This is a genomic window from Sunxiuqinia elliptica (genome assembly GCF_900113005.1).
Taxonomy (GTDB): Bacteria; Bacteroidota; Bacteroidia; order Bacteroidales; family Prolixibacteraceae; genus Sunxiuqinia; species Sunxiuqinia elliptica.
The window spans coordinates 86611-98641 of the sequence record NZ_FONW01000009.1 but is presented as its reverse complement, the minus strand read 5'-3'; the positions used below and the strand labels follow the sequence as shown (position 1 = coordinate 98641).

General features: G+C 42.0%; 10 protein-coding genes, 1 tRNA gene and 1 riboswitch. Of the genes, 8 read left to right on the top strand and 3 right to left on the bottom strand.

What is annotated here, in order from left to right:
- Nucleotides 1–113: 113 nt before the first annotated feature.
- Both BM156_RS15355 and BM156_RS15350 read right to left on the bottom strand, forming a co-directional pair.
- Nucleotides 114–188: transfer RNA gene (locus BM156_RS15355), tRNA-Val, on the bottom strand.
- 87 nt (nucleotides 189–275) lie between these two features.
- Nucleotides 276–1529, bottom strand: a complete 1254-nt coding sequence (locus BM156_RS15350) for a bifunctional folylpolyglutamate synthase/dihydrofolate synthase (protein WP_244525751.1) — start codon at nucleotides 1527–1529, stop codon at nucleotides 276–278.
- A 174-nt stretch (nucleotides 1530–1703) separates the two neighbouring features.
- Between BM156_RS15350 and BM156_RS15345 the strand changes: the two genes are divergently transcribed.
- The 7 genes from BM156_RS15345 (at nucleotide 1704) to BM156_RS15315 (ending at nucleotide 8735) form a co-directional block, all read left to right on the top strand.
- Nucleotides 1704–3041 (top strand): PhoH family protein, encoded by a 1338-nt coding sequence (locus BM156_RS15345; RefSeq protein WP_093920776.1) that lies wholly within the window; start codon nucleotides 1704–1706, stop codon nucleotides 3039–3041.
- Between the two features lie 63 nt (nucleotides 3042–3104).
- Nucleotides 3105–4406 carry a tRNA (N(6)-L-threonylcarbamoyladenosine(37)-C(2))-methylthiotransferase MtaB gene (mtaB, locus tag BM156_RS15340; protein ID WP_093920775.1) on the top strand — a complete coding sequence of 434 codons (1302 nt, stop codon included), beginning with the start codon at nucleotides 3105–3107 and terminating at the stop codon, nucleotides 4404–4406.
- Between the two features lie 26 nt (nucleotides 4407–4432).
- On the top strand, nucleotides 4433–5230 hold the full coding sequence (locus BM156_RS15335) for an inositol monophosphatase family protein (RefSeq protein ID WP_093920774.1): 798 nt from the start codon (nucleotides 4433–4435) through the stop codon (nucleotides 5228–5230).
- A 196-nt stretch (nucleotides 5231–5426) separates the two neighbouring features.
- Nucleotides 5427–5897, top strand: coding sequence for a hypothetical protein (locus BM156_RS15330; protein ID WP_093920773.1), 471 nt, complete (start codon nucleotides 5427–5429; stop codon nucleotides 5895–5897).
- A 14-nt stretch (nucleotides 5898–5911) separates the two neighbouring features.
- Nucleotides 5912–6940, top strand: a complete 1029-nt coding sequence (locus tag BM156_RS15325) for a glycosyltransferase family 2 protein (RefSeq protein ID WP_093920772.1) — start codon at nucleotides 5912–5914, stop codon at nucleotides 6938–6940.
- 65 nt (nucleotides 6941–7005) lie between these two features.
- The gene (locus BM156_RS15320) at nucleotides 7006–7971 is read left to right on the top strand and encodes a zinc transporter ZntB (protein ID WP_093920771.1); all 966 of its coding nucleotides are present in this window, start codon (nucleotides 7006–7008) and stop codon (nucleotides 7969–7971) included.
- Between the two features lie 161 nt (nucleotides 7972–8132).
- The gene (locus tag BM156_RS15315; protein ID WP_139218307.1) at nucleotides 8133–8735 is read left to right on the top strand and encodes a hypothetical protein; all 603 of its coding nucleotides are present in this window, start codon (nucleotides 8133–8135) and stop codon (nucleotides 8733–8735) included.
- 59 nt (nucleotides 8736–8794) lie between these two features.
- Here the strand turns inward: BM156_RS15315 and BM156_RS15310 are convergent, their stop codons facing one another.
- Complete coding sequence (locus BM156_RS15310; RefSeq protein ID WP_093920769.1) at nucleotides 8795–9229, bottom strand: Hsp20/alpha crystallin family protein; 435 nt, start codon at nucleotides 9227–9229, stop codon at nucleotides 8795–8797.
- A gap of 246 nt (nucleotides 9230–9475) precedes the next feature.
- Nucleotides 9476–9570, top strand: a riboswitch (TPP riboswitch).
- A 45-nt stretch (nucleotides 9571–9615) separates the two neighbouring features.
- Here BM156_RS15310 and BM156_RS15305 point away from each other — a divergent pair.
- Nucleotides 9616–12021, top strand: a complete 2406-nt coding sequence (locus tag BM156_RS15305) for a TonB-dependent receptor (protein ID WP_093920768.1) — start codon at nucleotides 9616–9618, stop codon at nucleotides 12019–12021.
- Nucleotides 12022–12031 lie beyond the last annotated feature (10 nt).

Genomic DNA, 12031 nt, shown 5'->3' with positions numbered 1-12031 from the left:
GAATGCAAATGCGTTTAGGTGTGAATGTCGGAAGTTCCTGGAGTGATTGACTTGTCGGTTTCTATAAAGTTTGGAGCATAAAAAAGAGGAACACATCGCTGTATTCCTCTTTGTGGGCGGTGAGGGAGTCGAACCCCCGACCCCTTGGGTGTAAACCAAGTGCTCTGAACCAACTGAGCTAACCGCCCGAATGTTTTCTGAACTCACCTCCTTTTCAGAAAGGCGATGCAAATATAAATCCTTTTTTTTCGCAACCAAAACAAAAATGAAAAAAGTTAGGAAAAATAATCAGCCACAACAAAGGTACTTCCCCCAATATAGATAAGGTCTTCTGGTGTTGCTTGCGATTGAGCTTCGGCAACTGCTTCAGCAACAGAAGAAATACTTACTCCCGTTAAGCCTGCTTGGGCGGCTTTGTCTACCAATTCCTCAGCAGGAAGAGCTCTGGGGATTTTTGCCTGGGTGAAAAAATAGTTGGCTTCACGGGGAAGAATGGCCAGTACGTCGTCCAGTTTTTTGTCATTGACCATGCCCAATACAATGTGTAGTCGTTTCCAGGGAGTAGCTTTTAATTGAGCGACGATGGCTGTTAGGCCTGCCTCATTGTGGGCGGTGTCACAAATCATGAGCGGGTTGTTACCCACAACTTCCCATCGTCCGCGAAGGCCGGTATTGGCAGTTACCTTGGCTAGACCTTCGTAAATTGCTTGTTGGCTGATTGCCCATCCGCTTTCCTGGAGTAATTCTAGTGTTTTTAGCACGCCGGCAAGGTTATGTCGTTGATAATTGCCCAGCAGGTCAAGTTTTAAATCCGGGAAAACCAACTCTCCCCGTTGGTGAAAGTTGAAAATCTGCTTTCCTTCCGGTGAAAACATGGCATAGTTTGCTTGGTATTCCTTGTCAGCAAAAGAGATGCTTGTATTCATCGCTTCGGCTTTGTGCTGGAATACTTCATTATAAGCTTCGTTGCTTTCTGAAATGACTACGGGTACGTTTGTTTTGATAATGCCGGCTTTTTCTTCGGCAATTTCGGCAATTGAGTTTCCTAGTAGTGCCGTGTGATCAAGGCTGATGTTGGTAATCAATGAAACTTCGGGGTGAATAATGTTGGTAGAATCAAGTCGCCCCCCAAGGCCAACTTCAATGACGGCAATGTCAACCTGACTTTTTCTGAAGAAGTCAAAAGCCATGGCAACGGTCATTTCAAAAAAAGAGGGTTCAATTGCAGCTTCTTCATTTAGTCGAAGAAATTCATTAACAAAACCAACAACATCAGCCTCCGGAATGAGCTGCCCATTTACCCGGATACGCTCCCGAAAATCAATCAAGTGGGGGGAAGTGTAGAGGCCAACTTTATAGCCGGCTTCCTGAAGGACTGAGGCCAGTTGGTGAGAGCTGGAGCCTTTGCCATTCGTTCCTGCAACGTGAATGGTCTTAAAATGGGTGTGCGGGTGCTTGAACAACTCATCCAAAACGAGGGTGTTGCCAAGGGTGTTTTTATAGGCTGCCGGACCTGTTCGTTGGTACATGGGCAGCCGGTTATATAGAAAATCAAGAGTCTGTTTATAACTTGTCATTATTAATCAGCTATTTACTGTTTTTTGCAAAAATTTGTTGATAACTATCTGCTGTGTTTTTGAAGCACCTCTGGAATCAAGTCATCCTATTTTTCCTACATTTATGGGAAAGCAAAACCAAGTGCTATGAAAACAAAAAAGCCAGTTAACTCAAAAATATTTGTACTTGATACAAATGTTATTCTTCACGATCACACCTGTATTTATCAGTTCAAAGATAATGATATCATTATTCCCTTGACGGTGTTGGAAGAACTCGACAAATTTAAGCGTGGAAACGATCCGATCAACTTTCAAGCACGAGAATTTGTAAGAATTTTGGATGGAATTGTTGGTGAAAAGCTTTTTAATGGTGGTATTCAGTTGGGCGAAGGATTGGGAAAATTAATTATCGCTACCGGAAAGCCATTTACTGATGCCATGAAGCAATCGTTTAAAGAAGACATTCCAGATCACCGGATTTTGGCTGTTGCCGAATTTATAAAGAATGAGCATGCCGATCGGAGTACCATTCTGGTTTCAAAAGATATCAATCTAAGAATGAAGGCGAAGTCTTTAGGACTCATGTCTGAAGATTACCAGAATGATAAAATCAAGGATCCGCAGGTTTTTGAAAAGAGCATTACTGAACTGGAAAGTTATGAGGATCAATTGATCGAACGTTTGTATGACGAAGGATCTATTGCCATTGCAGACTCGAGCTTGAAAGAAAAGCCAGTCCCCAATGAATATTTCATTTTAAAAGGGAATAAATCGAGTGTTTTGGCTCGTTTCGATAGCAATTCGCAACGAGTTGTTCGGGTTGAAAAGAAGGTGGCCTATGGAATAAAACCACGAAATGCCGAACAAACCTTTAGTTTGAATTCACTTTTAAATCCCGATATCAAGTTGGTGTCCTTAACCGGGAAAGCCGGAACCGGAAAAACGCTCTTGGCTTTAGCGGCTGCCTTGGAACAAAACAAGCAGTATGAGCAGATTCTTCTCGCGCGGCCAATTGTGGCTTTAAGTAACCGCGACTTGGGGTATTTGCCAGGCGATGCCACCGAGAAAATCAGTCCGTACATGCAACCTTTGTTTGACAACCTCTCGGTTATAAAGCATGCTTTTAATCCACGGAGTCAGGAATATCAGAAGATTGAAGAACTGCTCAAAGAAGAGCGACTGATTATTACCCCACTGGCGTACATTCGTGGGCGGAGTTTATCGAATGCATTCTTTATTGTTGATGAGGCGCAGAACTTGACTCCACATGAAATCAAAACCATTATTACCCGAGCAGGTGAAGGAACAAAAATGGTATTTACGGGAGATATGCAGCAGATCGATTCCCCTTATCTGGACATGAAATCAAATGGTTTGGCTTACATGACCGATAAGATGAGGAGCCAGGATTTGTTTTCACATGTCAATTTAGTCAAAGGTGAACGAAGTTATTTGGCTGAACTTGCGAGCGATTTATTGTAAGTAAATAGCTCGTTTCCTGACTTTTTTTATACTTTTGCCCGATTATTTCAAGAACGATATTTCATGGATTTTTCAGGCAAAAAGGCAGCATTCTTTACCTTAGGATGCAAACTTAACTTCTCAGAAACATCGACCATCGCGCGACATTTTGAGGTGAAAGGATTTGAACGGGTTGATTTTAAGGAAGTCGCTGATGTATATGTGATCAACTCTTGTTCGGTGACATCGGAGAGTGATAAAAAAAGCCGGAATATTATCCGGCAGGCTATCCGTCGAAACCCGAAGGCGATCGTTGTTGTGACGGGATGTTATGCGCAGTTACAAGCGGACACCATCAGCCATATCGAAGGTGTTGATTACATTTTGGGAACGAATGCCAAGTTTCGGATGACCGACTTCTTTGATGGCTTGCAGAAGCGAGAAGAGCCCTTTTTGTTGTTGAAATCTCAAAACCAGAACCGGGATTATCACCACGCAGCATCGTGGGGAGACCGCACGCGGAGCTTCCTGAAGGTGCAAGATGGCTGCGACTACTTTTGTACCTATTGTACGATTCCTTTTGCACGCGGGCGAAGTCGGAATGATACCATTGTCAATACGGTTGAGAAAGCTCGTGAAACAGTCGCAAACGGAATCAAAGAGATCATTCTTACCGGGGTGAATATTGGTGACTTTGGTAAAAGCACAAATGAGAAATTCATTGATTTACTTCGGGCCTTGGATGAAGTTGACGGCTTGGAGCGTATTCGAATTTCCTCGGTAGAACCGAACTTGCTGACCGATGAAATCATTGATCTGGTTGCTGTTTCAAAGCGAATAGCTCCTCATTTTCACCTGCCCCTTCAGTCTGGATCTGATGAAGTATTGGAGTTGATGAAGCGTAAATATAAACGTGATTTATTTGCTGATCGGATCAATAAAATTCGTTCGGTTTTACCTGATGCTTTTATTGGCGTGGACATTATTGCAGGTCCGAATGGCGAAACCGAAGAATTATTTCTGGATGGTTATGAGTTTGTTCGCGATCTGGAGGTGACGCAGCTACATGCCTTTCCATATTCGGAACGGCCGGGAACAAAAGCCTTGGATTTGAAACCGGTAGTTCCCGTTGATGAGCGTAAAGCCCGCACCCGACAGTTAATTCAGTTGTCCGATAAAAAACTACATGCGTTCTATGAAAAGCATGTTGGTGAAGTGCGCTCGGTGTTGTTTGAGAATGAAAGCCATCAGGATGTTTTACATGGGTTTACGGATAATTACCTTCGAGTTGAAACCCCTTTCGATCCAGAGTTGGTTAACCAAGTGAGATCGGTGAGACTTTCAGAAATAAATAACGTGGGAAATTTTGAAGTCGTTGTTCTTTAAGCGAATTTCGGAACAAAATTCAAACCATGGATCTACAAGTTATTTGTCAGCAAGTTGAAACGATTGCTAAAAAGGCCGGGCAGTTTATTCGTGAAGAACGGCAGAAGATAACGACCGATGATATTGAGTTGAAGGGAAAAGCAAGTTTAGTGACTTATGTAGATAAGAATGCTGAGCGCATGATTGTTGAAGAGCTGAAAGCGCTACTCCCTGAGGCTGGCTTCATTACCGAGGAGGGAACAGCTTCGGCAACCGATGAACAGCTAAAGTGGGTGGTTGACCCCTTGGATGGAACAACCAACTTCATTCATGGCCTGTTTCCTCATTCGGTGTCCATTGCTTTAGTTGATGGAGAAGAACCGATTGTAGGTGTTGTGTACGAAGTGGGGCAGGATGAATTGTTTTCCGCATGGAAAGATGGTGGTGCTTGGTTGAATGGCGAACGTATTGCCGTTTCAAAAAGTGCCACACATGAAGATGCTTTACTGGCAACAGGTTTTCCGTATTACAATTTTGAAATGTTGAGCGACTACCTCAAATTGCTCGAATTTTTTATGATTGAAACCCGGGGGATGCGCCGGATGGGATCGGCTGCAGTTGATTTGGCTTATGTGGCTTGCGGCCGTTTTGATGGCTTTTTTGAGCACGCGCTGCATGCTTGGGATGTTGCCGCGGGAATTCTGCTGATCAAGGAAGCTGGAGGTAAAGTTTGTGACTTTAAAGGAGAAAATAACTTCCTGTTTGGAAAGGAGATTGTTGCCTCGAATGCGAATTATTTCCCCGATTTCTTCAAAAAAGTAAATCAGTTTTTAGGAGCTCATTAAAAAAAGTTTGGTTTATTGGTAGGGATGGATGGTCAAATCGCTATTGGCTGAGATCTGATGTCTAAGGTTGGAACTGATGATTTTAGCTTCTGGATGAAGAAATAATCAAGCAATTTCGATTAAACCCGAGCGGTTTTTTTTGTCTTGCTATTGTACATAGTTCAGTAATCAACTAAATTGCAGGAAAAAGCAAGCCATGGCCGAGAAAGAAATTGCCTTACTCCGAAAACAACAGGAAAAACTGAATGAAAAAAGTTTTGACCTGGAAGCATGGAAAAGTCAGACCATGCTATTTCTTCAGCGTATTTTTGGTGCCGATCATCTTATTGTGAAAATGATTGCTGACTTGAAATACGACTACTCCAGTTGGAATTTGCGCGATGCAACCGGAAACGAGAAATCGGATGATCCGGTAAAGATGCAGGCGGATGAAGTGCTTGAAGCTGCAATTATGGAGCTTGAAAGCCTTGGGCTTCCACGGCAAGAGTCGTCGGCAGAAAAGGCATGGGAGCTGATGGAAGAGGAATTGACTGGGAAGCAATACAAAGAAATCAGGGCGATCATCGAAGCTGGCAAAAAGAATAAACTCGCTAAAGTTCAGGAAGTATTAAGTAAATTGGAAAAGGAAAATCTTATCAGTATTCTGTCCCGTATTCTGATTTCCTGATTATATTTGCGGGCATGAATTCATCGCGTGTTGCTATTGTTATTTTAAATTGGAATGGTCGTAAGCTGCTAGAACAGTACCTTCCCTCTGTTGTTCAATACAGCCAGGGCGATGGTGTTGATGTTATTGTTGCTGATAACCAGTCTGATGATGATTCAGTGCGCTTTCTACAAGAAAATTATCCCCAAGTACAAATTATTCAGTTAAACGAAAATCATGGTTTTGCAAAAGGCTATAACTTGGCATTGCAACAGGTGGAGGCTGACTACTACATCTTGTTGAATTCGGATGTAGAAGTAAGCCCAGACTGGATTGATCCGATGATTGAGTTGATGGAGGCAGATTCGACGATTGCTGCAGTACAGCCCAAAGTGTTGAGCTGGCACCGCAAAGATGAGTTTGAGTATGCGGGAGCTGCAGGTGGATTTATTGATCAGCTAGGCTTTCCTTTTTGCCGGGGACGGATTCTGAACGTGATGGAAAAAGATCATGGTCAGTTTGACCAGGTGACCAATATTTTTTGGGCAACAGGTGCTTGCATGGCCGTTCGGGCCAATTACTTCCACAAGGCAGGTGGTTTCGACTCAGACTTTTGGGCCCATATGGAAGAGATTGATATTTGCTGGCGCTTGAAGAATATGGGGTATAAAATTCAGTTTACGCCATATAGTAAAGTCTATCACCTTGGAGGTGGAACCCTGTCATATGATAATCCAAAGAAACTTTTTCTAAATTTTCGGAATAGCTTGTGGTTGCTTTATAAAAACCTTCCTCGAAGGAAGTTTTATAAGGTTCTTATGGTTCGGATGCTGTTGGATGGGGTTGCAGCCTTCAAATTGCTGAGTGAGTTGAATTGGCGGGGCTTTTTTAGCGTTTTTCGGGCGCACTACGCTTTTTATCATTCACACCGGACTTTACGAAACAAACGCCTCGAGTTGAAAAAAATCGCAGAGCCGCAGTGGCACGCTGAGATGCTTTGTAAAAGTATCATCTGGAAATTTTATCTCGAACGCAAACGGACGTTCAAAGAAGCAACTCGCTAAATCATTTTTGTTTCTCACAAATCATAAATCCTTTGTATCTTGAGTGAACGTAAACTCATTAGAATATGGCTTTGATTCATGGATACACGATTTACCCTTCGGCAAGAAAGCACGAAGTAGTTGCTGAAAAAGAGCTGTCGAAGGAAATACCAACTGATGCCTATCAGTGGTTGCAGTTTGATTTGAGTGATCCGGAAACGACCACGACAATCCGGTCCCTGGAAGGGCTGGATGAGCTTTTTGTCGAGGCGTTATTGAAAGAGGCCACACGCCCGCGAATGTCCATCTCGAACGATGATATGCTGATCATTCTGCGCGGAGTGAACTTGGCGGAAGGAGCTGATCCGGAAGACATGGTGGCCGTACGGTTGTTGATTAGTAAGAATCGGATTATTAGTTGTCAGCGACGTGGAATTTGGTCGGTCAACGATGTTGCCGAGCAAATTGAGTTAGGACAGGCTCCAAAATCTGTCGGGCATTTTTTAGTGTTTTTGTGCGAAAGACTCATTTTCAGAATGGGCGATGTGATGGAAGACATTGAAGAAGCTTCAGCAGAAATTGAAGAGCAGGTGCTGGACAACGAAGAGCACGATTACCGCATCGAAATTCATAACCTTCGCCGTCAAATTATTCAGCTGAAACGATTTTTAATTCCCCAACGTGATGCTTTGTTGAAAATTCAATTGGAAAAAACCAGTTGGATAAGCTCGAAACAGCAATTGCGTTTTCGTGAGATTACCGATCAGCTTTTACGGTACATCGAAATGCTGGATGCTGCCCGCGATATGGGAACAGTTAGCCAGGAAACCTTGTATAACCGGCAAAATGAGCAGATGAACAAACGCATGTATGTGCTTTCCATTGTTGCTGCTTTTTTCCTTCCTCTTGGCTTTTTTACGGGCTTGCTTGGCGTGAACTTGGCTGGTATTCCAATCGCTGAAAACCCCTTGGCTTTTAGTTGGTTTATTTTGTTGCTACTCGTAATTCTTGGGTTTCAGTTTTGGCTTTTTAAACGCAACAAGTGGTTGTAAATAATTCATTCATAAAGGCAGGGCATAAAAATTGTTAAGAAGAATCATTGCGCTCGGTTCATTTTATATTTTTGTTAACTTAGACGCTCTTTTGTATTGAGTCTATGTTTATAAAGAGAATATTGATTTTTCTGCTCGTGGTGTCCTGTTGCTCTTGCGCTGTGAAACATCGAACGCTTACGCGTGTTCAGGATTGGTCATATCCTGTGGGGCAAATGGATGACCAGTTGAGTTTTAGTTATGTTGATAATATTCTTGAAAAAACCAACAACAAGCAAGGGGCACGTTGGGCAAAACGAAAGAATATTCATGTTGTCAGCATTCGTCTAATCAACAACAGCAAGCAACCAATCCATGGAACGCAACTAGCCTTTTTTAATGGTGATGAGCAGGTGGAGTTACTACACAATGAGTGGTTGGCCAAAAAAGTTAGGCAGCGCTTTTCTCCATTGATGATTTTGTTTCTACCAATAGTCTTAATTGAGCAGGCGATTTACGAAAGTGTTGATGATGACGATTATGACGATGGCGTGGAGCATGAGTCCATTACCATGTCTGTTGCGGAACAAGTTGATGATTTTCGGGTTAAGGAAAACTCAACGCTAAAAGACGAGTTAATGAATTTTCAACTGGCGAACCAGATTTTAATGCCAGGAAAACCGGTATATGGGATTATTGGGGTGCGAAGTAAGTCTGAATTAAAAAGCTTGCGGGCAGTATGTCGTAACAGCAATTTCGAGATTCTATCAAGCCAGATGCAATAAAGAAAGCCCCGCTGTAGAGCGAGGCTTCAGAATTACTAACTAAACTAAACCTAACTAAATTATGAAATTTCAATCATGCGTGGTGCTTGTTGTTTGTACTCTTCCCTTTTAGGAAGGATCACTTTTAGAACACCATTTTTGTGTGTGGCTTTAATGTTATTGACATCAATACCTTCCGGTAAACGGAATGAACGGCTGAATGTTGAATAGTTGAATTCAGTGAAAACAACCTTTCCATCTTCTTTTTCTTCCTTACTTTCCTTTTTCTCCGAAGAAACCGTCAGAACATTGTCTTTTAGATCAATATGAAAGTCTCCTTTTTCCAGTCCGGGTGCAGCCACCTCAATTTCGAAATCATCTTTCTTTTCGTAAACATTTACGGCTGGATTTGAGCTCCATTCTGGTTTTTCAAAGACATCATTCCAAAAATTCCTTCCAAAAAAATCGTCGAATAAGTTCGGAACATTTCTTTTTTGTCTAATCAATGGTAACATGGCTAAATCCTCCTTTAACTTTTGTTTTACATGAATGATTACGACAACTAGAGATCAAAGGATGTACCAGACTCAAAAAAAGTTTTTTCACCTATCGTTATGATGAATACGATTGACATTTTGTCCTATGTTAAGACAATTTTACATGGATTAAATGGTTGATTATGAAATAATTTCAGTTTGTTGGTTCTGTTGGGAACTATTTGGAATCGTCGGTTAGTATTTTCTTTATACCTTTGTCGCAACATTTACGCAATGGGGTGTCCAAATAACGGACTGAGATCATACCCAAAGAACCTGATCCGGTTAGTACCGGCGTAGGGAGGGCGAAAGGAAATCCGTTTCCTACCTCATTGGTTATTATTTAACCAAATTATCAAATAACAATGAAAAGATTAGGATTAATGCTGTTTATGCAGTGTTTATTTGTGTATTCTTTTGCACAGTTCTCGGTCTCGGGAGTAGTGACAAACGAATCGGGTGAAGAATTGGTTGGTGCTAACTTAGTGCTATCCGGAACTTATAAAGGGACCTCAACTGATGTTGGCGGAGCTTATAAGTTTGAAAATGTAAAAGCCGGAAATTATACACTCCGAGTTTCTTACATGGGCTACGAAGCTCAACGTGTGAATTTGAACGTTACCAAGAACGTTGTCAAAAATGTGGTTTTGGTACCGCTAGATATTCTTGCGGAAGAGGTGATTGTTTCAGCAACTCGGGCGGGAGCGAAAACGCCGGTTGCTGTTACAGATTTGAGTCGTGAGGATATCGAAGCACAGTCTGCTGGTCAGGATATTCCTTATCTTCTGGGACTTTCTCCTTCAGTGGTAACTTCGTCAGAAGCCGGAACGGGGATTGGCTATTCTGCTCTTCGAATTAGAGGAACAGATCCTACCCGAATCAATGTCACAGTCAATGGAATTCCGCTAAATGATTCAGAATCACAAGGAGCTTTCTGGGTAAACATGCCAGACTTCGCCAGTTCTGTTGATAATGTGCAGATTCAGCGAGGGGTGGGTACCTCTACTAATGGAGCTGCCGCTTTTGGGGCAACCATCAATTTCCAGACTGAAACATTTAATGGAGAACCTTACGCTGAAGTGCAGAGTTTGGTTGGCTCATTCGGAACCAATAAAAATAGTGTAAAAGCCGGTACTGGTCTTATTGATGGTAAGTTTACGGTTGATGCACGTTACTCCAAGCTCAACTCAGATGGTTATGTCGATTATGCTTTTGTCGATCATGAGTCTTACTTTATCAGTGTGGCATACTATACCGAGAAGAGTATTATCAAGGCTAATATTATTAGCGGCAACCAGCATACAGGAATTAGTTGGTGGGGAAACCCAAATCCGGAAGAAGATCGGAGATATAATCCTGCTGGCGAGTACACCGATGAATTCGGGAATAAACGGTATTATAAAGATCAGACGGATAATTATTTTCAAGATCACTACCAAGTATTTTATTCCAGTCAGTTAAATCCATTTACGAATATTAATCTGGGCTTGCACTATACGGACGGTGAAGGTTACTACGAGCAGTACAAAGAAGATGAGTCCTATGCTGACTATGGATTGGAAAATGTAGTCATTGGTGATCAGACGCTGGAACAGACTGATTTGATTCGCCGGAAGTGGTTGGATAATGATTTTTATGGAGCCACTTTTTCTTTGAATTATAATCGAAATAATCTGAATGCAAGTTTGGGAGGTGCCTGGAATAAGTATGACGGTGATCACTTTGGCCGTATTATTTGGATGCGGAACGCTGGAAATACAGAAAAAGGACACGAATGGTATTTCAATGTGGGCGAAAAAACTGATTTCAATGTCTTTGGAAAATTGAATTGTCAGTTGACTAAGCAGCTTAATGTTTATGGGGACTTGCAATATCGTAGAATTAATTACGAGATGAGGGGGCAAGATGATGACTTGCTTGCCTTGGATCAAACACATGAGTATGATTTTTTCAATCCCAAAATGGGATTGTTCTATGAGCTTGCTCAAAACCAAGAGGCCTATTTCTCTTTTGGAATAGGACATCGTGAACCCACTAGAACGATTTTTAAAGAGGCTAAGGGAGACCCTAGTTCAACTCCTCGTTCGGAGTCGTTGTATGACTATGAATTGGGCTATAAGTACAGTTCCACGAAAGCAGCTTTCGGTGTAAACCTTTATTACATGTACTATCATGACCAGTTGGTTCCTACAGGGGAGAAGAACAATGTGGGGAGCAGTATCATGACCAATGTGGATAAAAGCTACCGCGCCGGAGTGGAATTTGTTGGTGGGGTGAAAGTACTTCCTAATCTGAATTGGGATTTTAACTTTACTTTGAGCAGTAACAAAATCAAGGACTACATTGAATATGCAACCTATTATGATGCAGAAGGAGTTGCAAGTGAAGGATCGAAGTATCTAGGAACAACCAATATTGCTTATTCACCCGAGACAATGGGAAGTAGTATCCTGGCTTACGAACCGGCGAAGATTCTTAAATTCAGCCTGATTACAAAGTATGTTGGCAAACAGTATTTTGATAATACATCCAGCGAGGATCGTAAAATTGATGCCTACTTTGTAAATAACCTGCGTGGCGACTTAACATTGAAAGAATCTTTTTTCAGCAAAATCAACTTGTTTGTTCAGGTTAATAACTTGTTGGATGAAGAGTATTCAAACAATGGTTATGGTGGTAATTGGTATCAAGAAGGGGTGGAGAAAACCTGGGCCTATTATTACCCTCAAGCCGGAATCAATTTTATGACAGGCTTGACATTGACATTTTAATTGTTAACGG

What these genes read in the sequence shown, in the direction of transcription:
- BM156_RS15350 (WP_244525751.1), bottom strand. Translation starts at nt 1,529, where the DNA reads ATGTACCAACGAACAGGTCCGGCAGCCTATAAAAACACCCTTGGCAAC.
- BM156_RS15345 (WP_093920776.1), top strand. Translation starts at nt 1,704, where the DNA reads ATGAAAACAAAAAAGCCAGTTAACTCAAAAATATTTGTACTTGATACA.
- mtaB (WP_093920775.1), top strand. Translation starts at nt 3,105, where the DNA reads ATGGATTTTTCAGGCAAAAAGGCAGCATTCTTTACCTTAGGATGCAAA.
- BM156_RS15335 (WP_093920774.1), top strand. Translation starts at nt 4,433, where the DNA reads ATGGATCTACAAGTTATTTGTCAGCAAGTTGAAACGATTGCTAAAAAG.
- BM156_RS15330 (WP_093920773.1), top strand. Translation starts at nt 5,427, where the DNA reads ATGGCCGAGAAAGAAATTGCCTTACTCCGAAAACAACAGGAAAAACTG.
- BM156_RS15325 (WP_093920772.1), top strand. Translation starts at nt 5,912, where the DNA reads ATGAATTCATCGCGTGTTGCTATTGTTATTTTAAATTGGAATGGTCGT.
- BM156_RS15320 (WP_093920771.1), top strand. Translation starts at nt 7,006, where the DNA reads ATGGCTTTGATTCATGGATACACGATTTACCCTTCGGCAAGAAAGCAC.
- BM156_RS15310 (WP_093920769.1), bottom strand. Translation starts at nt 9,229, where the DNA reads ATGTTACCATTGATTAGACAAAAAAGAAATGTTCCGAACTTATTCGAC.
- BM156_RS15305 (WP_093920768.1), top strand. Translation starts at nt 9,616, where the DNA reads ATGAAAAGATTAGGATTAATGCTGTTTATGCAGTGTTTATTTGTGTAT.